General features: G+C 73.1%; 31 protein-coding genes. 17 read left to right on the plus strand and 14 right to left on the minus strand.

Annotated features, from left to right (window positions below; translation table 11 throughout):
- Nucleotides 1–56 precede the first annotated feature (56 nt).
- Nucleotides 57–1,193, minus strand: coding sequence for an acyl-CoA dehydrogenase family protein (locus ACLJQF_RS34250; protein ID WP_410614482.1), 1,137 nt, complete (start codon nucleotides 1,191–1,193; stop codon nucleotides 57–59).
- A 164-nt stretch (nucleotides 1,194–1,357) separates the two neighbouring features.
- Between ACLJQF_RS34250 and ACLJQF_RS34255 the strand changes: the two genes are divergently transcribed.
- The 15 genes from ACLJQF_RS34255 to ACLJQF_RS34325 all read left to right on the plus strand — a co-directional run bounded on the left by ACLJQF_RS34255 (nucleotide 1,358) and on the right by ACLJQF_RS34325 (nucleotide 13,837).
- Complete coding sequence (locus tag ACLJQF_RS34255) at nucleotides 1,358–2,467, plus strand: LLM class flavin-dependent oxidoreductase (RefSeq protein WP_410614483.1); 1,110 nt, start codon at nucleotides 1,358–1,360, stop codon at nucleotides 2,465–2,467.
- Nucleotides 2,464–3,132 (plus strand): alpha/beta hydrolase, encoded by a 669-nt coding sequence (locus ACLJQF_RS34260; protein ID WP_410614484.1) that lies wholly within the window; start codon nucleotides 2,464–2,466, stop codon nucleotides 3,130–3,132. The genes ACLJQF_RS34255 and ACLJQF_RS34260 overlap by 4 nt, the downstream gene beginning before the upstream one ends.
- Nucleotides 3,133–3,140: 8 nt before the next feature.
- Entirely contained in the window at nucleotides 3,141–3,563 is a 423-nt protein-coding gene (locus tag ACLJQF_RS34265; RefSeq protein ID WP_410614485.1) for an RrF2 family transcriptional regulator, read from the plus strand.
- A gap of 10 nt (nucleotides 3,564–3,573) precedes the next feature.
- Nucleotides 3,574–4,002, plus strand: coding sequence for a cupin domain-containing protein (locus ACLJQF_RS34270; RefSeq protein WP_410614486.1), 429 nt, complete (start codon nucleotides 3,574–3,576; stop codon nucleotides 4,000–4,002).
- A gap of 3 nt (nucleotides 4,003–4,005) precedes the next feature.
- Nucleotides 4,006–4,731, plus strand: coding sequence for a DsbA family protein (locus tag ACLJQF_RS34275; protein ID WP_410614487.1), 726 nt, complete (start codon nucleotides 4,006–4,008; stop codon nucleotides 4,729–4,731).
- A gap of 100 nt (nucleotides 4,732–4,831) precedes the next feature.
- Nucleotides 4,832–5,800, plus strand: coding sequence for an ABC transporter substrate-binding protein (locus tag ACLJQF_RS34280; protein ID WP_410614488.1), 969 nt, complete (start codon nucleotides 4,832–4,834; stop codon nucleotides 5,798–5,800).
- The gene (locus ACLJQF_RS34285; protein ID WP_410614489.1) at nucleotides 5,797–6,120 is read left to right on the plus strand and encodes an ABC transporter permease; all 324 of its coding nucleotides are present in this window, start codon (nucleotides 5,797–5,799) and stop codon (nucleotides 6,118–6,120) included. Before ACLJQF_RS34280 ends, ACLJQF_RS34285 begins: the two co-directional genes overlap by 4 nt.
- Nucleotides 6,084–6,596, plus strand: coding sequence for an ABC transporter permease subunit (locus ACLJQF_RS34290; RefSeq protein WP_410614490.1), 513 nt, complete (start codon nucleotides 6,084–6,086; stop codon nucleotides 6,594–6,596). The genes ACLJQF_RS34285 and ACLJQF_RS34290 overlap by 37 nt, the downstream gene beginning before the upstream one ends.
- Before the next feature lie 8 nt (nucleotides 6,597–6,604).
- On the plus strand, nucleotides 6,605–7,573 hold the full coding sequence (locus ACLJQF_RS34295; protein ID WP_410614491.1) for an ABC transporter substrate-binding protein: 969 nt from the start codon (nucleotides 6,605–6,607) through the stop codon (nucleotides 7,571–7,573).
- The gene (locus ACLJQF_RS34300) at nucleotides 7,570–8,268 is read left to right on the plus strand and encodes an ABC transporter ATP-binding protein (RefSeq protein WP_410614492.1); all 699 of its coding nucleotides are present in this window, start codon (nucleotides 7,570–7,572) and stop codon (nucleotides 8,266–8,268) included. The genes ACLJQF_RS34295 and ACLJQF_RS34300 overlap by 4 nt, the downstream gene beginning before the upstream one ends.
- Nucleotides 8,265–9,725, plus strand: a complete 1,461-nt coding sequence (locus ACLJQF_RS34305; RefSeq protein ID WP_410614493.1) for an FAD-binding protein — start codon at nucleotides 8,265–8,267, stop codon at nucleotides 9,723–9,725. Before ACLJQF_RS34300 ends, ACLJQF_RS34305 begins: the two co-directional genes overlap by 4 nt.
- Nucleotides 9,722–10,075: a 4Fe-4S binding protein gene (locus tag ACLJQF_RS34310; RefSeq protein ID WP_410614494.1), complete on the plus strand. Its 354-nt coding sequence runs from the start codon at nucleotides 9,722–9,724 to the stop codon at nucleotides 10,073–10,075. Before ACLJQF_RS34305 ends, ACLJQF_RS34310 begins: the two co-directional genes overlap by 4 nt.
- Entirely contained in the window at nucleotides 10,072–11,127 is a 1,056-nt protein-coding gene (locus ACLJQF_RS34315) for an LLM class flavin-dependent oxidoreductase (protein ID WP_410614495.1), read from the plus strand. Before ACLJQF_RS34310 ends, ACLJQF_RS34315 begins: the two co-directional genes overlap by 4 nt.
- Nucleotides 11,124–13,346: a molybdopterin-dependent oxidoreductase gene (locus tag ACLJQF_RS34320; RefSeq protein WP_410614496.1), complete on the plus strand. Its 2,223-nt coding sequence runs from the start codon at nucleotides 11,124–11,126 to the stop codon at nucleotides 13,344–13,346. The genes ACLJQF_RS34315 and ACLJQF_RS34320 overlap by 4 nt, the downstream gene beginning before the upstream one ends.
- Nucleotides 13,346–13,837: a flavin reductase family protein gene (locus ACLJQF_RS34325; RefSeq protein WP_410614497.1), complete on the plus strand. Its 492-nt coding sequence runs from the start codon at nucleotides 13,346–13,348 to the stop codon at nucleotides 13,835–13,837. Before ACLJQF_RS34320 ends, ACLJQF_RS34325 begins: the two co-directional genes overlap by 1 nt.
- 5 nt (nucleotides 13,838–13,842) lie before the next feature.
- On the opposite strand, the gene ACLJQF_RS34330 is transcribed toward ACLJQF_RS34325, so the two are convergent.
- The gene (locus ACLJQF_RS34330) at nucleotides 13,843–14,466 is read right to left on the minus strand and encodes a TetR/AcrR family transcriptional regulator C-terminal domain-containing protein (RefSeq protein ID WP_410614498.1); all 624 of its coding nucleotides are present in this window, start codon (nucleotides 14,464–14,466) and stop codon (nucleotides 13,843–13,845) included.
- Between the two features lie 28 nt (nucleotides 14,467–14,494).
- On the opposite strand from ACLJQF_RS34330, the gene ACLJQF_RS34335 reads away from it, so the two are divergent.
- Nucleotides 14,495–15,118, plus strand: a complete 624-nt coding sequence (locus ACLJQF_RS34335) for a nitroreductase family protein (RefSeq protein WP_410614499.1) — start codon at nucleotides 14,495–14,497, stop codon at nucleotides 15,116–15,118.
- Nucleotides 15,119–15,273: 155 nt separating this feature from the next.
- Here the strand turns inward: ACLJQF_RS34335 and ACLJQF_RS34340 are convergent, their stop codons facing one another.
- Complete coding sequence (locus ACLJQF_RS34340) at nucleotides 15,274–15,786, minus strand: GNAT family N-acetyltransferase (RefSeq protein WP_410614500.1); 513 nt, start codon at nucleotides 15,784–15,786, stop codon at nucleotides 15,274–15,276.
- Nucleotides 15,779–16,612, minus strand: a complete 834-nt coding sequence (locus tag ACLJQF_RS34345) for a LysR family transcriptional regulator (RefSeq protein WP_410614501.1) — start codon at nucleotides 16,610–16,612, stop codon at nucleotides 15,779–15,781. Before ACLJQF_RS34345 ends, ACLJQF_RS34340 begins: the two co-directional genes overlap by 8 nt.
- 90 nt (nucleotides 16,613–16,702) lie before the next feature.
- On the opposite strand from ACLJQF_RS34345, the gene ACLJQF_RS34350 reads away from it, so the two are divergent.
- A complete protein-coding gene (locus ACLJQF_RS34350) occupies nucleotides 16,703–17,536 on the plus strand; it encodes a TIGR03620 family F420-dependent LLM class oxidoreductase (RefSeq protein ID WP_410614502.1) in 834 nt (277 codons plus the stop codon).
- On the opposite strand, the gene ACLJQF_RS34355 is transcribed toward ACLJQF_RS34350, so the two are convergent.
- The 10 genes from ACLJQF_RS34355 to ACLJQF_RS34400 are packed head-to-tail and all read right to left on the minus strand — an operon-like array spanning nucleotide 17,523 to nucleotide 26,339.
- Nucleotides 17,523–18,026: an AAA family ATPase gene (locus ACLJQF_RS34355; protein ID WP_410614503.1), complete on the minus strand. Its 504-nt coding sequence runs from the start codon at nucleotides 18,024–18,026 to the stop codon at nucleotides 17,523–17,525. The two genes, ACLJQF_RS34350 and ACLJQF_RS34355, sit on opposite strands and share 14 nt — an antisense overlap.
- Nucleotides 18,023–19,036 carry a P1 family peptidase gene (locus ACLJQF_RS34360; RefSeq protein ID WP_410614504.1) on the minus strand — a complete coding sequence of 338 codons (1,014 nt, stop codon included), beginning with the start codon at nucleotides 19,034–19,036 and terminating at the stop codon, nucleotides 18,023–18,025. Before ACLJQF_RS34360 ends, ACLJQF_RS34355 begins: the two co-directional genes overlap by 4 nt.
- Nucleotides 19,036–20,235, minus strand: coding sequence for an LLM class flavin-dependent oxidoreductase (locus ACLJQF_RS34365; protein ID WP_410614505.1), 1,200 nt, complete (start codon nucleotides 20,233–20,235; stop codon nucleotides 19,036–19,038). Before ACLJQF_RS34365 ends, ACLJQF_RS34360 begins: the two co-directional genes overlap by 1 nt.
- Nucleotides 20,232–21,104, minus strand: coding sequence for an LLM class flavin-dependent oxidoreductase (locus ACLJQF_RS34370; protein WP_410614506.1), 873 nt, complete (start codon nucleotides 21,102–21,104; stop codon nucleotides 20,232–20,234). Before ACLJQF_RS34370 ends, ACLJQF_RS34365 begins: the two co-directional genes overlap by 4 nt.
- Nucleotides 21,101–22,030 carry an LLM class flavin-dependent oxidoreductase gene (locus tag ACLJQF_RS34375; protein WP_410614507.1) on the minus strand — a complete coding sequence of 310 codons (930 nt, stop codon included), beginning with the start codon at nucleotides 22,028–22,030 and terminating at the stop codon, nucleotides 21,101–21,103. The genes ACLJQF_RS34370 and ACLJQF_RS34375 overlap by 4 nt, the downstream gene beginning before the upstream one ends.
- Nucleotides 22,027–22,977 carry an LLM class flavin-dependent oxidoreductase gene (locus tag ACLJQF_RS34380; protein ID WP_410614508.1) on the minus strand — a complete coding sequence of 317 codons (951 nt, stop codon included), beginning with the start codon at nucleotides 22,975–22,977 and terminating at the stop codon, nucleotides 22,027–22,029. Before ACLJQF_RS34380 ends, ACLJQF_RS34375 begins: the two co-directional genes overlap by 4 nt.
- Entirely contained in the window at nucleotides 22,974–23,756 is a 783-nt protein-coding gene (locus ACLJQF_RS34385; protein ID WP_410614509.1) for an ABC transporter ATP-binding protein, read from the minus strand. Before ACLJQF_RS34385 ends, ACLJQF_RS34380 begins: the two co-directional genes overlap by 4 nt.
- On the minus strand, nucleotides 23,753–24,550 hold the full coding sequence (locus ACLJQF_RS34390; RefSeq protein ID WP_410614510.1) for an ABC transporter ATP-binding protein: 798 nt from the start codon (nucleotides 24,548–24,550) through the stop codon (nucleotides 23,753–23,755). Before ACLJQF_RS34390 ends, ACLJQF_RS34385 begins: the two co-directional genes overlap by 4 nt.
- Entirely contained in the window at nucleotides 24,547–25,392 is an 846-nt protein-coding gene (locus ACLJQF_RS34395) for an ABC transporter permease (RefSeq protein WP_410614511.1), read from the minus strand. The genes ACLJQF_RS34390 and ACLJQF_RS34395 overlap by 4 nt, the downstream gene beginning before the upstream one ends.
- On the minus strand, nucleotides 25,389–26,339 hold the full coding sequence (locus ACLJQF_RS34400; RefSeq protein ID WP_410614512.1) for an ABC transporter permease: 951 nt from the start codon (nucleotides 26,337–26,339) through the stop codon (nucleotides 25,389–25,391). The genes ACLJQF_RS34395 and ACLJQF_RS34400 overlap by 4 nt, the downstream gene beginning before the upstream one ends.
- Nucleotide 26,340 lies beyond the last annotated feature (1 nt).

Raw genomic sequence — 26,340 nt, forward strand, 5'->3', positions numbered from 1 at the left:
GCGGGAGAGCCCGGATCAGTGCCGAAAAGCGACACGGATTCCTCCGAGGGCCGAGTTCAAGCGAGGATGGACCGGCCCAGCCCGGCCAGCACGGCGTCGTCCTGCGGAGTGTGCACCCGGCTGCACAGCACGTCGCGGTAGTGCCGCTGCAGGGGGTTGGCCCGCGTCAGGCCGGGATTTCCGGTCAGCGCCACGGCCTGTTCCACCGCCTCGATGAGCAACCGCGTCGCGAGCACCTTCGCCACACCCGCGTGCGCCGCCGCGTCCGGGTCGCCTTCGTCGGCCCGGCGGGCGAGCCCGAACAAGATCTCCTCCGCGCCGGTGATCCGCGCGGCGATCTCCCCGGCTCCGCTCTGGAACCTCGGCAGGGTGGCCAGTGGCTTGCCGAGGCCACTCGGGACGCGGTCCCGGAGGAACCCGGTGAGCCAGTCGAGCGCGTTGCGCGCGACACCGAGGTAGATCGCGGGCAGCGCCAGCGGGAAGGTCAGCACCGGCGGACGCTGAGTGTCCGGTGTGGACAATCCCGGTGGAGCCACCGCCGGGACGTCGGTGAACACGACGTCGTGGCTCGCGCTCGCCCGCAATCCGAGGTGGTCCCAAGTCGGTTCGATCTCGATGCCCGGTGCGTCGGCACGGACCAGGAACCCGCCGACGCGCGGCTCGTGCTCGTCGGTGCGGGCCCAGACGACCATCCACCGCAGGCCGACCGAACCGGTCGAGTAGATCTTGCGGCCGGACAAGCGCCAGCCGTCGGCGGTCCGGCGGGCGACCGTCGCGGGCAAGCCACCGCGGGTCGGCGAGCCGAGCTCGGGCTCCACGCGCAACGCGTTGATCAGCACCGGCCGCTCGGCGGACTCCGCCAGCACCGCCCGGTAGCTCTCCTCCGGCCACGTCGGCTCGGCGCCCTGCGCGGCGTGGACGAACAGCGTCATCGCGGTGACCAGGGCGACCGACGGATCGCCTCGGCCCAGCTCGGAAAGCAGCCGCGCGGTGTCGAGGACACCGGCCCCCGGACCGCCGTAACGCGGGTGCACGGTCGTGGTCAGCAGGCCGGCGGCGTGCACGCGCTCGACGCCCTCGTGCGGGAACGTCGCTTCCCGGTCGTGTTCGCCGGCGCGCGCGGCCAGCCCGGCGACGATCGACGGCAACGCGGACAGGTCCGGCTGCGGGACGGTGGCGACGGTCGTGGTCACGAAGTCCTCCAGGAGAGGTCGGCGAGCGGGCCGACGATAAGCCGCCCGGACGGGCGGCGGCCAGCCACGTCCACCAAATGGACACCTGCAGATGCCCAATTGACACCGCGGTCTCGCGTGCCGTTCCCTGGCAGGGCGTTCTTCTTGCGGCGAAAGGAAAGCAGATGCCCGTCGAGTTCGTCGGCATGATCGGCACCCAGGACGCGAGCGAGACCCGGCCGGCCAGAGGACCGGTGATCGACCCCACCTACGTCCGCAGGTTCGCCCGGGCGCACGAGGACGGCGGCTTCGATCGCGTGCTCATCGGCTATGGCGCCGGCTGGCCGGAAGGCCAGCAGGTCGCCGCCTACGCGGCCGCCCACACCGAGCGCCTCGGCCTGCTCGTGGCCCATCGCCCCGGGTTCGTCGCGCCGACGCTGGCGGCGCGCGCGTTCGCCACCCTCGACCACTTCAGCGGTGGCCGCGTCGCGGTGCACACCATCACCGGCGGCAGCGACGTCGAGCAGGCCCGTGACGGCGACTACCTGCCGAAGGACGAGCGCTACGACCGCACCGACGAGTACCTGGAAATCCTCAAGCGTGCCTGGACGTCCGGGTCCGCGTTCTCCCACCACGGCAAGCACTACCGGCTCGACGAGTTCACCCCGCAGGTCCGGCCGCTGCAGAACCCGCGGATCCCGCTGTACTTCGGCGGTTCCTCGGAAGCGGCCTACCGGGTCGGCGGCAAGCACGCCGACGTGTTCGCCCTCTGGGGTGAGCCGTTGCGGGAGACGGCGGAACAGATCGCGTCCGTCCGGGCGGCGGCGAAGGCGGCCGGACGGCTGACCCCGCCGCGGATCAGCGTGTCGTTCCGGCCGATCCTGGGCCCCACCGAAGAACTCGCGTGGGAACGGGCCGAGCGGATCCTCGACAAGATCACCGCGTCCGGCGCGGCCAAGGCGGCTCGCGAATGGCGCGACGGCGGCGCGCCCACCAACGTCGGCAGCGTCCGGCTGCTGGCCGCGGCCGCGAAGGCCGACCGCCACGACCGTGCACTGTGGACACCGCTGGCCACGGCCACCGGTGCCGCGGGCAACTCCACCGCGCTGGTCGGCACCCCCGAAACAGTCGCCAAGGCCTTGCTGGACTACGTCGACATCGGCGTCACCACCCTGCTGATCCGCGGCTACGACCCGCTCGACGACGCGATCGACTACGGCAGGCACCTGCTCCCCCTGGTGCGGTCCGAGCTGGCCCGGCGCGAGCGGCAGCCGGCCACGGCGGCCGCCGTATGACCCGCGCCCCCGCCCGCTGGGCCCCGGCGGACGGCGTGACCGTGCGCGGCACGGTCGTGCTCCTGCCCGGCCGGGGCGAGCACCCAGGGCTCTACGCCCGGCTGGGCACCCGGCTGGCCTTCGACGGTTACCGGGTCGTCGCCGTCGCCTCCCCGGACGACGTCGCGGGCGAACTGCGCGGGAACCCGGTGCCGGTGGTGCTGCTCGGCAGTGACACCGGCGGTCTCGCCGCCCTCGCCCTCGCCGCCGAGCTGCCGGTGCACGCGGTCGTCGCGACCGGCCTGCCGCTCTCGGCCGAGCACACCGAAGACCGCTCGTGGGAAGCCGAGCTCGACGTGCGGACGGCCTGCCCGGTGCACCGTGAGCTGCTCGGCACCGACGACCGCCTCCGGCGTGGCGCCCTGCTCTCGGAGCCCGCCGACTTCCCGGCAGTGCTCCCCCGCACCCCCGTGCTCGTCCTGCACGGCGGCGCGGACCGGGTCGCGGGCCCGAAGGCCGCGCGCGCGTTCGCCGAGATGCTCCCGGCCGGCCGCTTCGTGCTGGTCGAGGGCGGCCGGCACGACGTCCTCAACGACGTCACCCACCGGAGCGTGGCCGCCGAGATCGTCCAGTTCCTGGAGTGGCTGCGCGCCGGGACGCGCGGACCGGTCCTGGTCCGGGGATGATGGCGGGCATGCGCATCTCGGCCAGGGCGGACTACGCGATCAGGGTGCTGCTGGAGCTCGCGGCGGACACCTCGCGGCCGATCACCTGCGAAGCCGTCGCCTCCGCCCAGGACATCCCCGCCCGGTTCATCAAGGCGGTCATGCGGGACCTGCGCCAGGCCGGGCTGGTCCGCAGCCAGCGCGGCTGCGAAGGCGGCTACTGGCTGGCCCGGGCGGCCGGCGAAGTGACCGTGCGGGACGCCGTCGTGGCGGTCGACGGCGAGTTCCTGTCCGTCCGCGGCGAACCGCGCCCGGCGCTGGCCTACCACGGGACAGCCGCCGGGCTCACGCCGTTCTGGTCCGGCCTCGAAGCCGGGCTCGACGCGCTGCTGCGCGCCACGACCATCGCCGACCTGCTCGACGACGCGGCGCCCGCACGCGTCGCCACCTGAAAGGACTCGCGTGAGCGACCTCTGGCACCAGCCCCTGCGACACATCCGCGGCGCCGACCTCACCGGCGACACGAACCAGACGAGTGGCATGAGGCGGCTGGAGGCGATCTCCGGCAAGACCGTCGGGTCGTCGAAGGTCTGGATGGGCGAGACGCACGTCGCGCCGGTGACCAACTCGGGCGACCACCACCACGGTGAAGCCGAGACGGCCATCTACGTCAAGTCCGGCCACCCGGTGTTCGTCTTCGCCGACGGCGAGGAGGAGGTCCGGATCGAAACCGGCCCGGGCGACTACATCTTCGTGCCGCCGTACGTGCCGCACCGCGAAGAGAACCCGACCGATGAAGAGGCGGTCGTGATCATCGCGCGCAGCAGCCAGGACGGCATCGTGGTCAACCTGCCGAGTCTCTGGTCCCCGGTCGACGTGCCCGAGGACTGAGGCGTGCCGCTCGAAGTCGTCGAGTACACCGACCCGGCCTGTCCGTGGGCGTGGGGATCGGAGCCGAAGTTCCGCCTGCTGCGGGCGAAGCTGCCGGACGTCCGGTGGCGCCGGGTGTTCGGCATCCTCTTCGACGACGACGAGGACCTGGCACCGGACCCGGCCGCGGAAGCCGCCTGGTACGCGAAGTTCATCGACGGCGTCACCGAGCACACCGGCGCCCCGAAACCACCGCACCTGGCCTGGGTGGCCCGCACGAGCTGGCCGGCTTCGCTGGCCGCGAAAGCCGCGGAGGCGCAGGGGGAAACCGTTGCCGACCTGGTCCTGACGCGGCTGCGCGAGACGACCTTCCGGCACGGCACCCCGGCCGACGACACCGATCGCGTGCTCGCCGCACTCGACGACGTGCCCGGCCTCGACCTCGCGGCATTGCGCGCGGCCATGACGAGCGACGAGGTCCGTCAGGCCGTGCGCGATGACTGGCGTGAGACGCGGAACCCGTGCCCGGAAGTCCTCGACATCGCCGCACCCGGGCCCCACAGCGGCCGGGCGAAGCATCTCGAACACCACGTCCGCTACGCCCTGCCGACGCTGACCTTCACCGGCCCCGGCGGCCGGTTCGTCGTGCCCGGCTGGCGTCCGCTGGGCGAATACCTCGACGCCGCGCGGGCCGCGACGGTCCACAGTGGAGTTCTTCCCGGTTCGTGGGAACCCGCCCGAGAGCGTTGACTCTCCCCGGCCGCGGGGGAAAATAGACACACGCCGGTGCCCATTTAGCTCGGCGCCGCAACCGAATCTCCGCGGCCGACACCGCATTGGGGAGTTCCGCATGCCCTCGAAACCCCGGCTCGCCCTGCTCGTGGCCACCCTGCTCGGTCTCACCACCCTGACCGCGTGCGGATCGTCCACATCGGACGCATCAGGTCCGGTGGTGCTGCGGGTCGGCGACCAGACCGGCGCCACGCAGTCCCGGCTCAAGGCGGCCGGGCTGCTCGACAACCTGCCGTACAAGATCGAGTGGTCGCAGTTCGCCGCGGCGGTCAACCTGCACGAGGCCCTGCGCGCGGACGCGATCGACATCGGCGGCGCCAACGACTCCCCCACGGTGACCGCGATCGCCGGCGGCTCCAAGATCAAGGTCGCCGCGGCCTGGAGCAACGGCGGCAAGGGCACCTACCTCCTGGTGCCGAAGGACAGCCCCGCGCACACGGTCGCCGACCTCAAGGGAAAGCGGGTTTCCCCCACCACCCGCGGCAGCGTCGCCCACTTCCTGGTCATCGGCGCGCTCAAGCAGGCCGGGTTGTCGGACAAGGACGTCACGCTCAACTTCCTCGCTCCCTCCGAGGCGAACGGCGCGTTCTCGACCGGCAACATCGACGCGTGGGCCACGTGGAGCGTCTACGCCGCCCGAGCCCGCGGCGAACTCGGCGCCCGCGTCCTGTCCGACGGCGCGGGCATCAACTCCGGCCTCAACGTCCTGTCCGCGACCGACAAGGCCCTCGGCGACCCGCGCAAACGCACCGCGATCCAGGACTTCGCGAGCCGTGTGGACAAGAGCTACGCGTGGTCGAAGGACAACCCCGACGCCTTCGACAAGTGGTACGCCGGCTTCGCGCACCAGCCGATCGAAATCGCGAAGCAGGTCCGCCCGGACGAGACGACCTACCAGCGCATCCCGGTCGACGCCGCCCTCGCCGCCCAGCTGCAGAAGACCTACGACACCTGGGTGCAGCAGGGCCTGTTCCCCGGTGGCAAGAAGCTGAGCGAGTACGTCGACTCCGGGCTCGATCCGCGATGACCCGCGCCGTCGCCCGGCCCGTGATCATCCGCTTCCCGTACCGCGCGGTGTCGTGGCTGACGCCGGTGGCCGTGCTCGCTCTTTGGGAACTGCTTGCCCAGGCCGGGATCCTGCCCCGGCAGGTGCTGCCGGCGCCGAGCAGCGTGGTGGCCAAGGCGGGTGACCTGATCGCCGACGGCGAGCTGCCGTCGAACCTGCTGGCCAGTCTGCAACGCTCGGCGACCGGGTTCGCGATCGGGGCGAGCCTGGGCCTCGGCTCGGCCTGCTCGTCGGACTGTCCAAAGTGGCCGAAGCGGTCCTCGACCGCAGCATCCAGATGATCCGCGCGGTCCCGTTCCTGGCCATCCTGCCGCTCGTCATCGTCTGGTTCGGGATCGGCGAGGCCGGGAAGATCTTCTTGATCTCCCTCGGCACCGCGGTTCCGCTCTACCTGACGACCGTGCTCGGCATCCGCCAGATCGACCCGAAGCTCCTCGAAATGACCGACGTCGTCGGCCTCGGCCGCGCCGCCCGGATCCGCTGGGTCGTCCTGCCGGGCGCGCTGCCCTCGATCCTCGGCGGGCTGCGGCTCTCGCTCACCGCGGCCTGGCTCGCGCTCGTCATCGCCGAAACCCTCGGCGCCGACGCGGGACTCGGGTTCATGGCCACCAACGCCCGCGAGTTCCTGCAGACCGACGTCATCGTGCTCGTCGTGCTCATCTACGCCGTGATCGGGATCCTCTGCGATCTCGTCACCCGTCTCCTCGAACGCCGCCTGCTGCGCTGGCACCCCACCTACGCCCGCCTGACCGCCTGAGGACAGCCATGACACTCTCCCGACGCACGTTCCTGACCGCAGCCGGGCTCACCGCCCTCGCCGCCCCGCTCGCCGCGTGCGCCACCGGTTCGGCCGGCGGCGCCACCCAGGGCAAAGTCCGGCTGACCTACAGCACCATCTCCGTCCCGAAGGCCCGTGGCGTGCTGGAGAAGACGCTCAAGGACCAGGGCATCGCCGTCGAGTGGGTCGGCCCGTTCCCCAACCACGCACCGACGCTGCAGGCCGTCGTCGGCGGCACCGCCGACTTCAGCTTCGGCGGCAGCACCACCCCGGCCGACCAGGCGATCCTCTCGGGTGCCGACCTCGTCTACGTCGCCTGGGCGGCGTCCACGCCGCGGACCACGGCGATCGTCGCCGGCGCGCACACCGGCATCGAAAAGGTCACCGACCTGGCGGGCAAGACCGTCGCGGTCAACAAGGCAGGGCTCGGTGAGTTCCTGCTGGTCGCCGCTCTGGAGAAGTACCAGGTGCCGCGCGAGTCGGTGAAGGTCACCTACCTCAACCCGCCCGAGGCGTCGGCCGCGTTCGGAGCCGGGAAGATCGACGCCTGGGCCATCTGGCAGGGCTTCCGCGAGATCGCCGAGGTCCAGTACGGCGCCAAGCCCATCTTCGTCGACGGCGACGAGCTGGACTTCCAGATCGACTTCACCAGCTACCTCGTCCGCCGCGACTACGCCGAGCAGAACGCCGACACGATCCGCAAGGTGATCGCCGCGTTCCAGGCCGACTACGACTGGCAGAACCAGCACTACAAGGAGTCACTGGACATCGGCAACGCCGTCTCGCACTATCCGCAGGCCGTGCTGGACAAGATGGCCGCCAAGAACGTCCAGACCAAGCTGGCGCTGATCAACGACGACGGGATCGCGCAGCTGCAGCGCGGCGCCGACTGGCTCACCCAGCGGAAGGTGCTCAGCGGTCCGATCACCATCGCCGACCACGCCGTGAAGCTGTGAGCACCGCCGTGCGCGTGCGCGCGCTGACCAAGAGCTTCGGACCGCGGACCATCCTGGATGGACTCGACCTCGACATCGCGCCCGGCGAGTTCGTCGCGCTCATCGGCGAAAGCGGCTGCGGCAAGACGACGTTGCTGCGGCTGCTCGCCGGGCTCGACGCACCCGACGACGGCGAGCTGGCCGCGCCGGCCGAGCGGATGGTCGTGTTCCAGGAGCACCGGCTGCTGCCGTGGCGGCGGGTGTGGCAGAACGTCGCCGTCGGCCTGCCCCGCGAGGCCGCGGCCCGCGCGCTGACCGAAGTCGGCCTGGCCGGGCACCTCGACGCCTGGCCGGTCACGTTGTCGGGCGGCGAGGCCCAGCGCGTCGCCCTCGCCCGGGCGCTGGTGCGCGAACCCCGGCTGCTGCTGCTCGACGAGCCGTTCGCCGCCCTCGACGCGCTCACCCGGATCAAGATGCACGCCCTGGTCCGGGACCTCGTCGACGCGCACCGCCCGGCGGTCCTGCTGGTCACCCACGACGTCGACGAGGCCATCCTCCTCGCCGACCGCGTGGTCGCGATGCGGTCCGGCCGCCTCGCCGCCGAACACCGCGTCGCCTTCGACGGCGAACGCAGCCGCCGCAACCCGGAGTTCGAACAGCTGCGGCACCGGCTGCTGGCCGAGCTGGGGGTCGCCGAGCTGGCGGAGTCCCGGTGAAGGCCGACGTGCTCGTCATCGGCGGCGGTCTGGCCGCGACCTGGACCGCCCTGGCCGCGGCCCAAGCCGGCGGGGACGTCGTGCTGGTCGACAAGGGCTACTGCGGCACCAGCGGCGTCACCGCCACGGCCGGGGTCACGCACTGGTTCGTCGAACCCGGGGACCACGAGCGCGCGGTGGCCGAGCGGCACGCGCACGCGGGTGGGCTCGCGGACACCGAGCAGGCGCTGCGCGTGCTGCGCACGACGTGGGAGCGGCTGCCGACGCTGGACCGGTACTACCCGTTCCCGGTGCGGGACGGGAAACCCGATCGGACGAACAACGTGCGCGGGCCGGAGTACCTGCGGGCCATGCGCGGGCTGGTCCACCGCGCCGGCGTCCGGATCCTCGACCACCACCCGGCCCTGGAACTGCTGCTGCGCCCGGACGGCTCGGTGGGCGGCGCGGCCGGGGTCCGGCGGCAGGCGGGCGGGAACTGGCGGGTCCGCGCGGGCGCGGTCGTGCTGGCCACCGGCGGCACGGCGTTCCGTTCCCACCTGCTCGGCTCGCGCGGCAACACCGGCGACGGCCACCTGATGGCGGTCGAGGCCGGGGCGCGGCTGGCCGGCATGGAGTTCTCGAATTACTACACCCTGGCGCCGGCGTATTCGACCATGGCGCGGTCGATGACGTACCTGTTCGGCACCTACACCGACGCCGACGGGCGCGTCATCGAGCTGCCGTCCGGCCCGGACCGCAACCGCGTCCTCGGCGCGGCGATGCTGCGCGGGCCGGTGTTCACCACGCTCGATCGCGCGCCGGACTGGGTGCGCCGCAAGATGCCGCTGGTGCAGCCGAACTTCCTGCTGCCGTTCACCCGCCGCGGGATCGACCCGTACACCCAGCCGTTCGAGGTCACGCTGCTCGGCGAAGGGACGGTCCGCGGCGTCGGCGGGCTCGTCACCGGGCCGGACTGCGCCACCAGTGTGCCCGGCCTGTTCGCGGCGGGCGACGTCGCGAGCCGGGTCCCGGTGGTCGGCGCGATCTCCGGCGGCGGCTCTCCCAACTCGGCGTGGGCGGTGTCGTCGGGCACCTGGGCCGGGCGCGCCGCGGTCCGGCACGCACGCGGTGCCGGCCCGGCCCCCCTGCATCCGGCGGGTCGGGCGGGGATCCGGCCGAGCGGCCGCCGGGCCGTGGTGGACACCGCGGCCGTCGTGGATGTGGTCCGGGAGGAGCTGAACGCCTATGACAAGAACATGTTCCGCGACGAGCCGGGTCTCCGTGCTTCTTTGTCCACATTGGATGCATTGTGGACGGAGGTCGAATCCGTGCTCACCGGGGAAGGCCGCGACGCCGTGACCGCGCGCGAGACCGCGTCCCTGGTCGCCATGGGCCGCTGGGTCAAGGAGGCCGCGCTCCGGCGCCGGGAAAGCCTCGGCATGCACTGGCGCACGGACAGCCAGGAGGCCGCCGCGTGATCGAACTCGTCCTGGCCGACCGCTGCATCGCTTGCGACAAGTGTGTCCGGGTGTGTCCCAGCGACGTCTTCGACGCCGTCCCGGACGCCCCGCCGGTCATCGCCCGGCAGAGCGACTGCCAGACGTGCTTCCTCTGCGAGCTCTATTGCCCGGTCGACGCCCTGTTCGTCGACCCCGACTGCCGCACGCCCGTCGCCGTCGACGAAACCGCCGTCCGGGCTTCGGACTGGCCCGCGCAATACCGGCGCGACTCCGGCTGGGGCCGGGCGCGCCGCACCCACGCCAACGAAAGCTGGCGGATGAGCGACATCTTCGCCGCCGCCCGCGCCCTGGGACAGGAGACCCCGTGACGCTCGAGTTCATCGGTTACGCCGCCGGCCGCCAGGCCAGCGAGATCGTCGCCCCCGAAGGCCCGATCATCCAGCCCGGCTACCTGCGCGAAGTCGCCCGCACGCACGAGGAGGCCGGGTTCGACCGGGTGCTGATCGCCCAGTCGGCGAGCAGCCCGGACGGGTTCGTGCTGGCCGGCCAGGTCCTCGCCGCCACCGACCGGCTCGGCGTGCTGCTCGCCCACCGGCCCGGCTTCGTCGCGCCCACCCAGCTGGCCCGCAAGTTCGCCACCCTCGACGCGTTCCACCCCGGCCGGATCGCGCTGCACGTGATCACCGGCGGCGACGACGCCGACCAGGCCCGCGACGGCGACTTCACCGACAAGCCCACCCGCTACCGCCGCACCGGCGACTTCCTCTCGGTGGTCCGCCGGACGTGGGAGTCGGCCGAGCCGTTCGACCACGAAGGCGAGTTCTACCGGGTCCGGGGCGCACTCTCCGACGTCCGTCCGGCCGCCGGGATCCCGGTGTACTTCGGCGGCGCGTCGGCCGATGCGATCCGGGTCGGGGCGAAGCACGCCGACGTCTACGCGTTCTGGGGCGAACCCCTGGCCGGGATCGCCGAGCGCATCGGCCAAGTGCGGGCCGCGGCCCGCCGGGACATCGCGTTCAGCGTCAGCCTGCGGCCCATCCCCGCGGCGACCGAAGCCGAGGCGTGGGAACGCGCGCGGGACATCCTGCGGCTGACCCAGGAGCGCGTCGGCGAGTTCAAGGGCCGCCGCGATTCGAACGAGGCCGTCGGCTCACGGCGGCTTCTGGAAGCGGCGGCGACCGGCGAGGTGGTGGACGAGCGGCTGTGGACGGCGGTGGCCAAGACGACCGGCGCCGCCGGGAACTCGACCGCGCTGGTCGGCAGCTACGAGCAGGTCGCGGACTCACTGCTGGACTACGTCCGGCTCGGCGTCGGCACGCTGCTGATCCGCGGGTTCTCGCCGCTGGCCGACGCCCGCGACTACGGCACGCTCGTCAGGCTGGTCCGGGAGCGCGCGGACGCCGTTACCGTCGGCGCATGAAACCGAGCACGTCGCACTGGGGCGCCTTCTCCGCCGAGGTCGATTCCGAAGGCCGGCTGCGCGTCGAGCCGCACCCGGCCGATCCGGCGCCGTCGCCGCTGCTCGGCAACCTGGCCGCCGCGCTGGACCACCCGAGCCGGGTGGCCCGGCCGGCGGTCCGCCGCGGCTGGCTCGAGCACGGCCCCGGCCCGGACGACCGCCGCGGCCGCGACGAGTTCGTCGAGGTGCCCTGGGACGAGGTCCTCGACCGGCTGGCCGCCGAACTGGACCGGGTCCGGACCGAGCACGGCAACCAGGCGATCTTCGGCGGCTCGTACGGCTGGGCGAGCGCCGGGCGGTTCCACCACGCCCAGAGCCAGCTGCACCGGTTCCTGAACACGATCGGCGGCTTCACGGCGTCGCGGAACTCCTACAGCAACGGGACTTCGTCGGTGCTGCTGCCGCACGTCGTCGGTGACACGCACGCGGTGCTGCGCCAGGCGTCGACCTGGCCGACCATCGCCGAGCACACCGAGCTGATCGTCGCGTTCGGCGGGGTGCCGGAGAAGAACGTGTTCGTCACGCCGGGCGGCGTCACCGTCCACGGAACACCGGGGCACCTCGCGCGGCTGCGGGCCCGCGTCGCGCTCGTCAGCCCGCTGCGCGACGACCTGCCGTCCACAGTGGACGCACGCTGGTACCCGATCCGGCCCGCCACCGACACCGCGCTCATGCTCGCGCTGGCCCACACGCTCGTCGCCGAAGGCTTGCATGACCGGGAGTTCCTGGACCGCTACTGCGTCGGCTACCCGGAGTTCGAGCGCTCCCTGCTCGGCAAGGACCCCGGGTGGGCGGCCGGGATCACCGGCATCCCGGCCGCCGACATCGTCGCGCTCGCCAGGGAGATGGCCGCGAAGCGGACGCTGATCACGGTCACGTGGTCGTTGCAGCGCACCGAACACGGCGAACAGCCGGTGTGGGCGGGCCTCGCGCTGGCCGCCATGCTGGGTCAGATCGGCCTGCCCGGCGGCGGGTTCGGGCACGGCTACGGCTCGATGGGCGACGTCGGCGACACCGGCCCCGAGCTGCGGATCCCGTACCTGCCGCAGGGCGTGAACCCGGTGGGCGAGTTCATCCCGGTGGCGCGGGTCGCCGACCTGTTGCTGCACCCGGGTTCGACGTACGACTACAACGGCGAGGTCCGCCGCTACCCGGACACCCGGCTCGTCTATTGGGCGGGCGGCAACCCGTTCCACCACCACCAGGACCTCAACCGGCTGCGCCGCGCGTTCACCCGCCCGGACACCGTCGTCGTCCACGAGCCGCACTGGACGGCGACGGCCCGGCACGCCGACATCGTCCTGCCCGCGACGACGGCGCTGGAACGCGAGGACCTCGGCTCCGGGCGCCGGGACACCCACCTGATCGCCATGCACCGGATCACTTCTCCTGCCGGAGAGGCGCGCGACGACTACGCGATCTTCGCCGCACTGGCTGCACGCCTGGGCGTTTCCGAGGCGTTCACCGAAGGCCGGACCGCCCGGCAGTGGCTGGAACACCTCTACCGCGGTTGGCGCGACGAACCGGCGTTCGAGCGGTTCTGGGCCGACGGCGAGCTGCGGCTGCCACCCGGCCGCGAGCACCACACACTGTTCGCCGACTTCCGCGCGGACCCGGCCGCGCATCCCTTGCGCACCCCGAGCGGCCGCATCGAGATCACCTCGGCGACCATCGCGGGTTTCGGCTACCCGGACTGCCCCGGTCACCCCGTCTGGCTTCCGCCGACCGAGTCCGGCCCGCTGTGGCTGATCGCCAACCAGCCGCACACCCGCCTGCACAGCCAGCTCGACGCCGGCGACGTCAGCAGCGCGGGCAAGGTGGCCGGCCGCGAGCGGATCCGCCTCAACCCGGCCGACGCGGCGGCCCGCGGGATCACGACCGGCGACGTCGTCCGGGTGTTCAACACGCGCGGCGCCTGCTTGGCGGGCGCGGTCCTGGACGACGCCCTCCGCCCCGGCGTGGTCCAGCTCCCGACCGGTGCCTGGTTCGACCCGGTCGAGGACCACCCCACCGGCCCGCTGTGCGCCCACGGCAACCCGAACGTCCTGACCGCCGACATCCCGTCGTCCCGGCTGTCGCAGGGCTGCGCCGGCCAGCACGCGGCCGTCGACGTCGAACGCTTCCCCGGCCCGGTCCCGCGCGTGCGGGCCCTGCATTCCCCGCTTCGGAAAGGACGCTGATGATCGCCCTCCAGTCCGTGACGTCCGAGAGCCACCTGCGCGAAGCCTTCGGTTGCTTCCCCTCCGGCGTCACCGCGGTGTGCGCCCTCGTCGACGGCGTTCCCCGCGGGATGGCCGCCAGCTCGTTCACATCGGTCTCGCTGTCGCCGCCGCTGGTGTCGCTCTGCATCCAGCGGACGTCGTCGACCTGGCCGCTCCTGCGGGACCGGCCCCGGCTGGGCCTCAGCGTCCTCGCCGAAGGCCAGGACGACGCCTGCCTCAACCTGTCCGCCCGGCAAGGCGACCGCTTCCGCGACGTCGAGTGGGAGCCCGGCCCGCACGACAGCGTCTTCATCAGCGGATCGAGCGCCTGGCTCGAGTGTTCATTGCACACCGAGCTCCCGGCCGGCGACCACCTGATCGCGCTCCTGGAAATCCACCGCCTGCGTACCGCCGAGACCCCACCACTGGTCTTCCACGGAAGCCGCTTCCGCCGGCTCGCCGCCGTCTGACTCCCTCACACTGGTCGCAGCCCGCCGATCAGCAGGTCGAGCTGGTATTCGAAGTCCTGCACGCAGTCGCCCGTCTCCAACGCGGGCAGCACGCGACACAGGCTCGGCAGCTCCTCCGCGGTCACCATCCGGCGGAAATACGCCACCACGGGTTCGGCCCGGACAGCCGGGCTGCCGGTCGCGGCGGTGCCGGTGAGCACCGAGCCGAACAGCATCCCCAGCAACGACCGGTAAGCACGCGCCACAGCCCGCTCGTCCAGGCCCGCGTCGAGCAGAGCGCGAAGGAGCGCGTCGATCACTCGCAACGCCCCGGCCGAGCGCGGGTTCGCATCCTGCGCCGCCAGCGCCCGCACGACGACCGGGTGCCGCGTGAAGCTCGCGTGCAACCCTCCGGCCAGCTCTCTGAGCCGCCCGTCCCACGGCAACGCGGGATCCGGCAGGGACACATCCTCGAAGACCCGGGCGGTGAGCCCGTCCAACAGGTCACCCTTGTTCTCGACGTGGTTGTACAGCGACATCGCCTCGACACCGGCCGCGGCGGCGACCTTGCGCATCGACAACGCTGCCAGCCCCTCCTCGTCGGCCAGCCGCAAGGCGACTTCGAGAACTTTCTCGCGGGTCAGTGCCATACTTACAGTGTATGCATACACTGTAAGTATGGACGCTCAGACCGTGCTCACCACCACCCGATCGGTCCGCCGGAAGCTCGACTTCGACCGCGAAGTACCGCAGGAAGTGCTGGACGATTGCCTGAGAATCGCGCAGCAGGCCCCGGCCGCGGGCAGCATGGCCGCCCAGTTCCGCTGGCTGCTCGTCCGCGACGCGGAGCTGAAGGCCAAGATCGCCGCCTACAACCGCGAAACCGCCGAGGCAGCCTGGGCCCAGTACGGCCACCTGGTCGAAGAACGTGCCCTGACGTCCGCCCAGCACCTCGTCCGCAACCTCGAACGCGTGCCCGTCCTGGCCATCCCTTGCATGATCGGCCGCCCACCGGCCGACGCCTTCTCGCAGTCCGCCTACTTCGGCTCCGCCTACCCCGCCATCTGGAGCTTCCAGCTCGCCCTGCGCGACCGTGGCCTCGGCAGTTCCATCTGCGGCTACCACCTCCAGGACCACGAAGCCGACGTGGCCAAGCTTCTCGGCATCCCCGACGATGTCATGCAGATCAGCCTGCTCGCCGTCGCCTGCACAACCCAGCGCGACTTCCGGGCCGCCGCCCGCCCGGACATCGAGGACATCACCTACCTCGACACCTGGGACTCCCCGCTCTCCCGAGGCTGACCGCTCAGCCCGGAACGATCCGCCGGAAAGTCTCCCGTTCCTCCCGGGAAAGGGGCACCAGCAGAACGTCGGCCCCGGGCCGCGGTACCGGCACGGCCAGGCCCGGCTCGAACGGCGGCCGGCGAGCACGCGCGCGGGCTGTGTCCCACGCCCGCTCAAGCTTCCACGGCAAAGCTGACGCGGTAGCGCCGGACCGCACCGCGTGGGGTTCCGCCCACGCCTTCGAGGATTCCGCCCTGCCGTTCGATCGTCTTGGCCGAAGCGGTGTTGGTGGCCGCGCAGACGAGCACCACGTGGTCCATGCCGAGCCGGGCGGCCTCGGCCAGCATCTCCCCCAGCGCCCAGGTGCCCAGCCCGCGTCCCCGCGCGGCCGGCCGGATGCCGTAGCCGATGTGGCCGGCTCGCCGCACGAACTCACCGGATCCGTGCCGCAGTGCGATCCCGCCGAGCACCACGTCGGCCTCGACGATCCACCGGTACCGGCAGGACGCGTCGGCCACGAGCCGGGCGACCCACGCCGAGAACCCGCCCGGCGACCGGACCTCGTCGGAGGCCAGCAGACCGAAGCCGTCTTCGTGCCGGCCCGGCCCCCACTCCGCGTGCGCGTCGAGCCAGGCGGCATGCAGGCGCGCGGCCGGGGCGATCAGGTGGGGCACGGCGTCAGTCACCGAAGGCCGCCCGGTGGGCCGCCACGCAGGGGGACGGCAGGTCGTCCGGGACGACGACGCTGCCGGTGACCGTCGTGTGCGGTTCGAGCGGGATCGCGCGCACCCGGGCCGACCGGATCTCGGCCACCTGGTCGGCGGGCAGCACCGTCCAGCTGCGTGGATCGGAGCCGACCTCGACGATCGTGTCGGCGACCGTGCCCGCCCGGACCTGGGGCACGGTCACCCGCAGGACTTCGGCCGGCAGGTCGTGGTCCCGGGACGTCCGCAGCGGCCCGGCGGCCAGCTCGGCCACCCCGACCACCGCGCGGCCGGCGGCGGGGTGCCGCGCGGACACGACCGCGAACAGGGACTCGGTCCACGTCGGCAGCACGCGCAACCCGGGCGCCGAACGCACTCCCCGCGCCAACGCGAGGTCGATCTCCCCCTGCCGCAGCGCGTTCAGGCGCGCGGGAAGCGGCAGGTCGACCAGCACGACATCGAACGCCGGGGATCGCTCGCGCAGCGCGTCGATCCCGCGTTCCAGGCGGGCGGTGAACTGCCCCGTGCCCGTCCCGATGCGCATGACACCCGCCTGCGCCCGCGCCACGACCCGGACCCGGTCGGCGGCCGCGAGCGCTTCCCGGGCCACGTCGAGCACCCGGTGCCCCGCCGCGGTGAGCCGGACCCGGCGCGGCGATCGGTCGAACAGCCGGACGCCGAGCTCGCGTTCCAGCCGCGCGATCTGCCTGCTGACCGCCGGCTGGGCGATGTGCAGCCGCTCGGCCGCGCGGCCGAAGTGCAGCTCGTCGGCGACCGTGACGAAATACCGCAACGCCCGTAGTTCCACCGGTCCTCCCCTGCGACGATGCCGTCAGGTTATCGCTGCGCGTCGGCCCTGGTCCTGGTTCGCGGCGGGCCGCCGTGCTGGAGTCGGGGCATGACCATCGAACTCGGCCTCCTCGGCGCCCACCTGCGCGAGCACGAACTGACCTCGGACAGCGCGGCGGAAGTCGAGCGAGCCGGCTACGGCACGCTCTGGCTGGACGCCTCGCCACCGGCCGACCTCGCCCTCGTGGAGCAGCTGCTCGACGCCACCACCCGGTTGACCGTCGGCACCAGCGTGGTGAACGTCTGGACCGCCGACGCGGGCACCGTCGCCGCCTCCTACCACCGGATCGAGGCCCGCCACCCCGGCCGGTTCGTGCTCGGCGTCGGCATCGGGCACCGCGAGGTCCACGCCGAGTACGCCTCGCCGTACGATACCTTGGTGTCCTATTTGGACCGTCTCGCGCAGGCCGGCGTTCCGGCCGGGCGCACGGTGATCGCCGCACTCGGGCCGAAAATGCTGCGCCTGGCCCGCGACCGCACCGCCGGAACCATCCCGTGCCTGGTCACGCCCGAACACACCCGGCGGGCACGCGCCATCCTCGGCGCGGGCAAGCTCCTGCTGCCCGGCCACTTCGCCCTCGTCGAACCCGACGCCGACCGGGCCCGCACGGTCGCCCGGTCCGCACCGCCGGGGACCGCGCTGGGCGTCGCCAACTACGCGAACAACCTCCGGCGGCTCGGCTACACCGACGACGACCTCACCGGCAGCGACCGGCTCATCGACGCACTCGTCGCCCACGGCGACCCGGCCACCGTCGCGACCCGGCTGCTGGCCCACCGCGACGCCGGCGCCGACCACATCGGCGTCTCCCCCCTCGGCGACGACCCCCTCGCGACGCTGCTCGCGGTCGCCGAAGCGGTCCACGCCGTCAAGGCCGGGTGACGTGCCGGAGGATCAGCTCGACGCACCCGGCCGCGGTCACCGCGGCGGTGTCGACGACCAGGTGGTCCCGGTCCCACGGCTCGTACTCCCGCTCGGCCACGTCCCGCCACGTCGGCAGCCGAAGTCCCGGGACGTCGGTCACCCGCCCCTCCACGCGAGCACGGTGCTCGCGCGGATCGGAACAGACGAGTTCGACTTCGAGGACCCGGGAGCCGGCCGCGCGCCACGCGTCTCTGGTGATCTTCAGCGGATTCACGCACTCGGCCACCACGTCGATGCCGTTGGCGAGCTGGTCACGGGCCAGGGCGTAACCGGCGATGTACCCCGCTGCCCGCGGTGGTGCGGTGAGCTCCCCGGAGTCCGCGAGAGCCTGCTCGATCGTGTCGATCCGCAGGTAGGCCGCCCCGAGCGCGCGAGCCAGTGGCCTGGCCACCGTGGATTTGCCCGTGCCCGGCAGGCCGCCGAGCACGACCAGGACGGCGGACGTCACCCGAGCAGGCCGTACAGCTCGCGGTAGGCAGCGATGTGCCCCCAACCCGTCGTCACGGACTCCGCCGCCAGGACCGCGTGGACGATCGCGCGGGCGAAGGCGTTCGACGCGGCCGCGAACAGCTCCGGGGTCGCGCCCGTGGGGCTCGTGCCGGTGGCGACCGCGAACACCGTGTCGCCGTCGGCGACGCCGTGGGCCGGGCGGACCGCCACCGCCAGGCCGTCCTGGCCCGCGCCCGCCAGGCGGTACGCTGTTCCGGGGTCGAGCGAGGCGCTCGTCGCGACCACGCCGATCACCGTGTTGAGCGGTGTCCGCGTGTGGCGATCGTGGGTGGACGCCGCGAGCCGCTCCCGCGCGGCGGCGCGGGCGGCTTCGTCCGGGGCGGGCAGGGTGAACTCCTGGCGGGCCGTCGCGCCCAGCGAGTATCCGTAGGGCAGCCCGGTCAGGGGGTCCACCGCGGGGTGGTGGGAGTTCAGCACGGCCAGGGCGGCGACGACCGTGCCGTCGGGCAGCACCGCGCTCGCGGTCCCGACCCCGCCCTTCATCTCCGCGCTGACCGCGCCGGTCCCGGCTCCGACGTTGCCCTGCGCGACCGGGCCGCCGGTGGCCGCGCGGACGGCTTCGGCGCCGAGCTCCGCGTGCGGGCGGGCGTGGAAGTCGCCGCCGCGGCCGAGGTCGAACAGCGCCGCGGCGGGCACCACGGACGTCGCCTCGGGGCGGTGTTCGGCCAGCCAGTCGAGCACGCCGCCCGCCGCCGCGAGGCCGAAGGCGCTGCCGCCGGTGAGGGTGATGGCGCCGACGGCCGGCGCCGGGTGGCGGGGGTCGAGGGCCGCGGTGTCGCGGGTGGCCGGCCCGCCGCCGCGGACGTCCACGGAGACGACCGCGTCCGACGGCAGCAGCACGACCGTGGTGCCGGTCAGGGCGCCGTCGCCGATGCGGGTGGCGTGGCCGACGCGCAGGCCCGGCACGTCGGTCAGGGCGTTGTGCTCGCCCGCGGTGTCAGGTGCCATCAGGGAGGTCCGTATCTCGAGGTCGGTCGGCCCAGGCCGAGGTGGTCGCGGAGGGTGGCTCCGTCGTATCTTGCCCGGAACAGCCCACGCCGGCGCAGGATGGGCAGCACCAGCTGGACGAAGTCGTCGAGGGTACCGGGCAGGTACGGGAAGACGAGGGTGAACCCGTCCGCGGCCGGCGCGGTGAACCAGCGCTCGATGTGGTCGGCGATCTCCTCCGGCGGGCCGACGATCGTGCTCGCATCGTCGCTGATCTCGGCCGCGAGCTGCCGGATGGTCAGTCCTCGCTGCCGGGCGCGGAGGTAGACGTCGAGCTGGGTGCTCTTCGACTGGTTGGACTCGGGCAGCTCCGGCAGCGGCCCGTCGAGCGGATACCCCGTGAGGTCGAACCCGCCGAGCAGATAGGCGAGGTGGGCCAGGGCGACCTGAGGTGGCATCAGCCCGCGCAGGACGTCGCGCTTGGCTTCCGCGGCCGCGCGGGTCTCCCCGGTGATGACCGACAGCGCGGGGAACACCTTGAGCTCGTCCGGGCTTCGGCCGAACGACGCGGCACGCTGCTTGATCTCGGCGTAGAAGTCCGTGGCGCGGGCCAGGTCCCGCTGCCCGGAGAAGACGACCTCCGCGACGCGGGCGGCGAACTGCTTGCCCGCTTCCGACGCCCCGGCCTGCACGATCACCGGACGGCTGCCGGTGCTGTCCCACAGTCCGGTGACGGCGTCGAAGAACTCCTCCGCCCGCGCGTACCGGTCGGCGTGGCCGACGTGGGCGTCCCGGCCGAAGTTGAGCGCCTCGCCGTCGTTGAGCGACGTGACGACGTTCCAGCCGGCGCGGCCGCCGGAGATGTGGTCGATCGTCGCGAACGTCCGCGCCAGATGGGACGGCTGGTTATACGTGGTCGAGGCCGTCGCGATCAGGCCGATGCGGCTGGTCGCTGCGGCGAGCGCGGCCAGCAGCGTGGTCGGCTCGAACGAGTCGTTGACCACCGAAACCCGCGACAGCACGTCCTGGCTCTCCAGCGGGACGCCGACGAGATCGGCGAAGAACACCGCGTCGAACTTGGCCAGCTCCGCGGTGCGGGCGAAGGACAGCACGGTGTCGAAGTCGATGCCGGCGTCGGCCTGGGTGTCCGGGTGGCGCCAGGCCGCGAGGTACTCCCCCGGCGGCTTGAGGAACGCCGTGAAGTGCAGCTGCCGGCTCACCGGGACACCTCCGGGCGGGCGAGGCCGAGATTCTCGCGCAGCGTCCTGCCGTGGTAGCCGTCCGGCACCAGGCCGCGCCGCCGCAGGATCGGGACGACCTGGCGGACGAAGTCGACGGCCGGGCCGGGCAGCTCCGGGAACGACACGGTGAAGCCGTCCGCGGCGCCGGAGGTGAACCACTCCTGCAGCCGGTCGGCGATCCGCTCCGGCGTACCCGCGAGCGGCGGCAGCGACAGCCACACGCGGACCTGCCCGGGGTCACGGCCCGCGGCCGCCACCCTGGCCTTGATGCCGGCATCGGGGTCCGCGGTGCGGAAGACCTCACCGTGCCGGGCCGCGAAAGTGCCCGGCGCGTCCGTCACGAACAACACCGGGTGGCCCTGCGGCGGCCGGGAGATGTTCAGCGGCCCGCGGACGCGGAAGTGCTCACCGCGGTGCTCCGGCGCGCGCAACTGGTCCGGGTCGTAGTACCGCGCGCCGGCGACGTCGCGGACGACCGCGCGGTCGGAGAAGCTGTCCCAGAGTTGCCGGACGACGTCGGTGAACTCGGCCGCGCGCCCGTGGTCCGGCCCCGGGTCGGCGTGCCAGCCGGCCCGGCCGTGGGAGAGGTGATCGAGCGACGCGAACTTCCGCGCCAGGTGGTACGGCTCGTGGTCCGTCGTGCCCGCGGTGCCCACCAGTCCGATGTGGCTGGTCACTGTGGACAGTGCGGAGAGCACGCTGAGCGGTTCCCCGGCCGCCGCGGTGCCGGTGACGAACACCGCGTCGAACCGGCCGCGTTCGAACAACCGCGCCAGCTCGGCTTGGACGGCGAAGTCGTGGTCGGCCGAGCCGTCGACCTGTGCGCTCAGCGCGAGGAACCGGGTCACGGCCGCCACCCCAGCTCCGGGGCGATCTTCGTGGCGATGGTCTCCAGCCGGGCCAGTGCCTGGCCCAGCGTCGAGCTTTCGGCCTGGACGGCGGCGACCAGGTGGGTGCCGGGTCCGGCGAACACGGGGTCGGCGAGCAGGGATTCGACGATGTCCTCCGGAGTGCCGTGCTGGACGTTCATCAGGCGGAGCAGTTCGGTGAGGCTGATGTCCTCGTGCGGCGCCCAGCCCGCGCGGACGTGCGGAGACCGGTAGCGGGCGACGTCCGCTTCGAGCTCCGCGGCGGCGGCCGCGCGGCTGGCCCCCGGGAAGATCCCGCGAACCGCGGCGATCCGCGGGGTCTCCGGACCGGCGTCGAGGTAGGCCTTGGCCAGCCCGGCCTGGACGCGGTCGGCGGGGCCGACGCCGAGCAGCAGCCCGCGGCCCGCGGTGGCGGCGTCGGTGAGCACGCGCGTTCGCAGGCTGGACTCCCACAGCCGTTCGCTCAGCTCATACCCGGTGAGGGCTTCGGTCAGCACGCGAAGATTGCGGTCGTAGTCGGCGTGGCGATGCGCGACGTCGCGGCCGAAGACGGCGAAGTCGTCGGCGGCGGGTGTTCCGCTGCCGAGCCCGAGTTCCAGGCGGCCACCGGACAGCGCGTCGAGGACGATCGCGTCCTCGGCCAGCCGCAGCGGGTCTTCCAGGGGCAGCACGGTGACGGCGGTGCCGACGTGGATCCGCCGGGTCCGCTCGGCGGCCGCCGCCAGCAGCACGAGCGGCGAGGGCAGCCGGCCGTGCTCGGGCTGGAGGTGGTGCTGGGCCACCCAGCCGGACTGGAAGCCGAGTTCCTCGGCGGCGGCGAACAGCTCGACCAGATCGCGGTAGAGCCGCCCGGCGGGCACGCCTTCGCCGTGGACGTGAGTCAGGAAGCCCAGGTGGAAGGTCACGGCCGCCACCCGAGGGCCGGGGCGATTTCGGTGGCGATCACCCGCAGGCGTTCGATGTCGGCGTCCACATCGGACAGCTCGTGCTGGACGACGGGCAGGAACCAGCTGTCCGGGTTGAGGAAGTCGAGCAACGCCGGATCGGCGCTCAGGCTCTCGGTGACGTCCTCGGGCGTGCCGTGGTGGACGTTGATCCGCACCAGGTGCTCCTCGGTGCTGAGCCCGGTCAGCTCGGCGAAGTTCCGCCGGTGGACGCCCAGCGCCGGGGCCAGGTCGTCCTGGGCGGCTTGCCGGTCCTTCGCGGGGAACACCGCGCGCACGATGCCGAAGCGGGGACGAACCGCCGCTGCCGCGTACGCCTCGGCGAGCGGGCGCTGGACCTTGCGGGGGTCGTGCACGGCGGTGCCGAGCAGCAGGCCGTCGCCCTCGCGGCCGATGGTCGCGGCCCGGGTGACGTCCGAAGTGGCCTGCCAGAGCCGGTCGCCGAGCGTCGGCGCGGGCGGCTGCAGGACCGAGCCGCCCAGGGCCAGGCGGAGGGTGCCGAGGTTGTCGTCGTGGAGCCGGTGGCGGTGGGCGGGGTTGTGCCCGAAGCGGGCGAAGGCGTCGGTGTTGGCGCCGCCGGTGCCGAGGCCGAGTTCGAGCGCACCGCCGGTGAAGGCGTCGAGCACGGCGGCGTCTTCGGCGAGCCGGATCGGGTCCTCCAGCGGCAGCACGGTCACCGCGGTACCCAGCCGGAGCTTCGGTGCCCGGGCCGCCACCGCGCCGAAGAACACCAGCGGCGAGGGCAGCCGGCCGAAGTCGGTCCGGAAGTGGTGCTGGGCGACCCAGCCGCCGTCGAACCCGAGGTCCTGCGCGGCTTCGAACACGGTCAGCAGATCACGCAGGACCGTGGGCAGGTCCTTGCCGGGTCCGTGGACGTGGGTGAGGAACCCGAGTTTGAACGCGCTCATCCGACCTCCTCGGGGAGCTGGGGCACGGCGTCGAGCAGGGCGCGGGTGTACGGGTGCTCCGGCGCCGCGAGGATGTCGGCGGTGCGGCCCTGCTCGACGGCGACGCCGTCCTTGAGCACCAGGAGCCGATCGCAGAGCTGCTGCACCACGCCGATGTCGTGGGAGACGAGAATCAGCGACAGCCCCATCGTGCCGGCCAGCCCGGCGACCAGGTCGATGATCTGGGCGCGGACGGCCGCGTCGAGTGCGGAGAACGGCTCGTCGCCGACGAGTACCTTCGGCCGCGGCGCGAGCGCGCGGGCCAGGGCGATCCGCTGCCGCTGCCCGCCGGAGAACTCGTGCGGGTAGCGCCACGCAGCGTCCGGTTCCAGGCCGACCGCGGTGAGGATCTCTTCGACGCGTTCGTCGTGGTTTCCCGGGATGCGGAGGCATTCGAGCGGTTCGGCCACGATGTCGCGGACGACCGTGCGCGGGTTCAGCGAGCTGTACGGGTCCTGCAGCACCACCTGGACGTCCCGGCGGAACCACGTCAGGTCCCGGCCGGTGGCCGGCTGCCCGCGGTAGCTGACCGTCCCGGCGTCAGCGCGTTCGAGAGCGAGCAGCAGGCGCAGCAGCGTCGACTTCCCGGAGCCGGACTCGCCGACGATGCCGAGCCGTCCGCCGTCTTCGAGCCTCAGGCTGACGTCCCGGACGGCGTGCCGGACCGGAGGTGGTTCGAACAGGGTGCGGCGCGCGAGCCGGTAGGAGCGGTGCAGGCCGGTGGCCTCCAGCAGGGTCACGGGGTCACCTCCCGGTGGCGGCGGAACGCGCCCGCCCGCGCGATGTCCAGGAGCTCACGGGTGTCCGGGTGCCGGGGTGCGTGCAGAACGTCGGCGAGGGCGCCGTCTTCGAGGAGCCGCCCGCCGCCGAGCACCAGCACCCGCTGGACGACCTGGGCCAGCACGGCCAGATCGTGGGTGACGAACAGCAGCGCGGTACCTGCTTCGGTGACGAGTTCCTGCAGCAACCGGAGGATCTCGGCCTGCACCGTGACGTCGAGGGCCGTGGTCGGCTCGTCGGCCAGCAGCAGCGCCGGACGGCAGGCGAGCGCGATCGCGATGCCGACGCGTTGCCGCTGCCCGCCCGAGAGCTGGTGCGGGAACGCGCGGACGGCGTGCTCGGGGTCGGGCAGGCCGACCTTCTCGGCCAGCGCGATCGCTTCCGCTGTCGCGGCTTTGCGGGACAGGCCGCGGTGGGCCCGCAGGGGTTCGGCGATCTGCCGGCCCACGCGCATCAGCGGGTTCAGCGCGGTGCGCGGCTCCTGGAACACCATGGCGATCCGCTCGCCACGCACCGCGGACAGCGCCCGGTCGGTGCGCCCGAGCAGCTCGGCGCCGTCGAGGCGGACGCTGCCGCGGACGGTCATCCCGTCGGGCAGCAAACCGAGCACCGCCAGCGCGGTGAGCGACTTGCCGGAACCGGACGCGCCGATCAAGCCGACCCGCTCCCCCGCGTCCACGGTGAAGGAGACGTCGTCGAGCAGAGTTCTATCTCCACTGTGGACGGTCAGGTTCTCGACCTCCAGCAGGCTCATCGGGTCGTCACCAGCCGCGGGTCGGTGGCGTCGCGCAGGGCGTCGCCGAGGAGGTTGAAGCCCAGCACGGTGAGCACCACCGCGAGGCCGGGCCAGATCACCAGCAGCGGCCGGGCGGCGATGTAGGCCTGCTGTTCGTGCAGCATGCCGCCCCACGAGGGCGACGACGGCGAGCTGCCGTAGCCGAGGTAGGTCAGGGCGGCCTCGGCCAGCACGGCGAGGGCCATCACCAGGGACAGCTGGACGATCAGCGTCGGCGCGAGCGTGGGCAGCAAATGGCGCCGGACGATCCGCCCGGTGCGGGCACCGCCGGCCCGGGCCGCGAGGACGTAGTCGCTGCCCAGGGCGGCGGTCAGCTCGGCGCGCGCCACCCGGGCCACCGCGACGCCGAACCCGATGCCGATCGCGGCGACGACCGTGGCCAGGGAGCCGCCGTAGACGGCGGCCAGCACCATCGCGAGCAGCAGTACCGGGAACGCGACGAGCAGGTCGATCAGCTGGACCACCCCGGCACCCACCCAGCGCGGGGTGAGCACGGCCAGCAGCGCCAACAGCAACCCGATCACGGTCGCCACGGCCGCCGACGCCACGGCCGCGACAAGTGTCTCGCGGGCCCCCGCCAGGAGCTGGCTGAACTGGTCGTGGCCGATGCGGTCGGTGCCGAGCAGGTGCCCGCCCTGGAACGGCAGCAGCCACGCCTGCCCGGGGTCGGTGGCCTGCGGGTCGAACGGCGTCCACACCAGGGAAACCAGGCTCGCCAGGAGCAGGACGACCGCCACCGCGAGGCCGAAGACCCCGGCCGGGCGCCGGAGCAGGTACGTCAGCGCGCGCCGCCGGTTCACCGCGGCTCCCGCAGGCGCGGGTCGATCAGCCGGTGCCCGACGTCGACCGCGAAGCCGAGCACCAGCACCGCGGCGACGACGAGGAACACCTCGCCCTGCACCTTCACCAGGTCGCGGTTGCCGACGTCGCCGACCAGCATGCTGCCCACCCCGGGCAGGGTGAAGACGCGCTCGACGACGACCGCGCCGACGATCAGCGTCGCCAGCTGCAGGCCGAGGATCGACACGACCGGCAGCGCGGCGTTCCGGAAGCCGTGCCGCCGCAACGCCTGCCCTTTCGTGAGGCCCTTGGCGCGCGCGGCCCGCACGTAGTCGGCGTCCAGGACGCCGAGCACCGCCGAGCGGACGAACCGCAGCAGCACCGCACCCTCGGACAGACCCAGCGCGATCCACGGCAGGACGAGACTCCGCAGGGCGAGCCCGGGTGAGCTCCAGCCGTCGGCCGGGAAGCCCTGCGCGGGCAGCCAGCCGAGCTCCACGGAGAACACCAGCACGAGCACCAGACCCAGCCACAGCGTCGGCACGGCGATGCCGACCTGGGACAACGCACTGATGCCGGTGCCGACCGGGCTGCGACGCCGGACGGCGGCCCAGGTGCCGAACGGCACCGCCACCACGAGCGCCACGACCACGGCCCCGGCCACCAGTGGCGCGGTGACCTGCAGCTTCCGGCCCAGCTCGCCGGTCACCGACGTGCCGTTGAGCTGGGAGCGGCCGAAGTCGCCGTGCAACACCCCGGTCACCCACGAGCCGAACTGGGCCGGGAGCGACCGGTCGAGCCCAAGCTCCGCGCGGATCGACGCCAGCTGCTCCGGGGTCGCGCGGAAGCCGCCGATGGTGGCCGCGACGTCGCCCGGCAGCAGCCGCAGCAGCACGAACACGAGCACGCTCGCGATCGCCAGCGCGACGGCCAGCAGCCCGGTCCGGCGGAGCAGGAACAGCGTCATG

It is taken from the genome of Amycolatopsis sp. lyj-109 (assembly GCF_046548995.1).
GTDB lineage: Bacteria > Actinomycetota > Actinomycetes > Mycobacteriales > Pseudonocardiaceae > Amycolatopsis.

Bases quoted from the DNA above. Each gene is read 5' to 3' on its own strand.
- ACLJQF_RS34335 (WP_410614499.1), top strand. From the start codon at position 14,495: ATGGACGCTCAGACCGTGCTCACCACCACCCGATCGGTCCGCCGGAAG.
- ACLJQF_RS34400 (WP_410614512.1), bottom strand. From the start codon at position 26,339: ATGACGCTGTTCCTGCTCCGCCGGACCGGGCTGCTGGCCGTCGCGCTG.
- ACLJQF_RS34280 (WP_410614488.1), top strand. From the start codon at position 4,832: ATGCCCTCGAAACCCCGGCTCGCCCTGCTCGTGGCCACCCTGCTCGGT.
- ACLJQF_RS34350 (WP_410614502.1), top strand. From the start codon at position 16,703: ATGACCATCGAACTCGGCCTCCTCGGCGCCCACCTGCGCGAGCACGAA.
- ACLJQF_RS34360 (WP_410614504.1), bottom strand. From the start codon at position 19,036: ATGGCACCTGACACCGCGGGCGAGCACAACGCCCTGACCGACGTGCCG.
- ACLJQF_RS34255 (WP_410614483.1), top strand. From the start codon at position 1,358: ATGCCCGTCGAGTTCGTCGGCATGATCGGCACCCAGGACGCGAGCGAG.
- ACLJQF_RS34380 (WP_410614508.1), bottom strand. From the start codon at position 22,977: ATGAGCGCGTTCAAACTCGGGTTCCTCACCCACGTCCACGGACCCGGC.
- ACLJQF_RS34265 (WP_410614485.1), top strand. From the start codon at position 3,141: ATGCGCATCTCGGCCAGGGCGGACTACGCGATCAGGGTGCTGCTGGAG.
- ACLJQF_RS34285 (WP_410614489.1), top strand. From the start codon at position 5,797: ATGACCCGCGCCGTCGCCCGGCCCGTGATCATCCGCTTCCCGTACCGC.
- ACLJQF_RS34330 (WP_410614498.1), bottom strand. From the start codon at position 14,466: ATGGCACTGACCCGCGAGAAAGTTCTCGAAGTCGCCTTGCGGCTGGCC.
- ACLJQF_RS34390 (WP_410614510.1), bottom strand. From the start codon at position 24,550: ATGAGCCTGCTGGAGGTCGAGAACCTGACCGTCCACAGTGGAGATAGA.
- ACLJQF_RS34320 (WP_410614496.1), top strand. From the start codon at position 11,124: ATGAAACCGAGCACGTCGCACTGGGGCGCCTTCTCCGCCGAGGTCGAT.
- ACLJQF_RS34260 (WP_410614484.1), top strand. From the start codon at position 2,464: ATGACCCGCGCCCCCGCCCGCTGGGCCCCGGCGGACGGCGTGACCGTG.
- ACLJQF_RS34325 (WP_410614497.1), top strand. From the start codon at position 13,346: ATGATCGCCCTCCAGTCCGTGACGTCCGAGAGCCACCTGCGCGAAGCC.
- ACLJQF_RS34295 (WP_410614491.1), top strand. From the start codon at position 6,605: ATGACACTCTCCCGACGCACGTTCCTGACCGCAGCCGGGCTCACCGCC.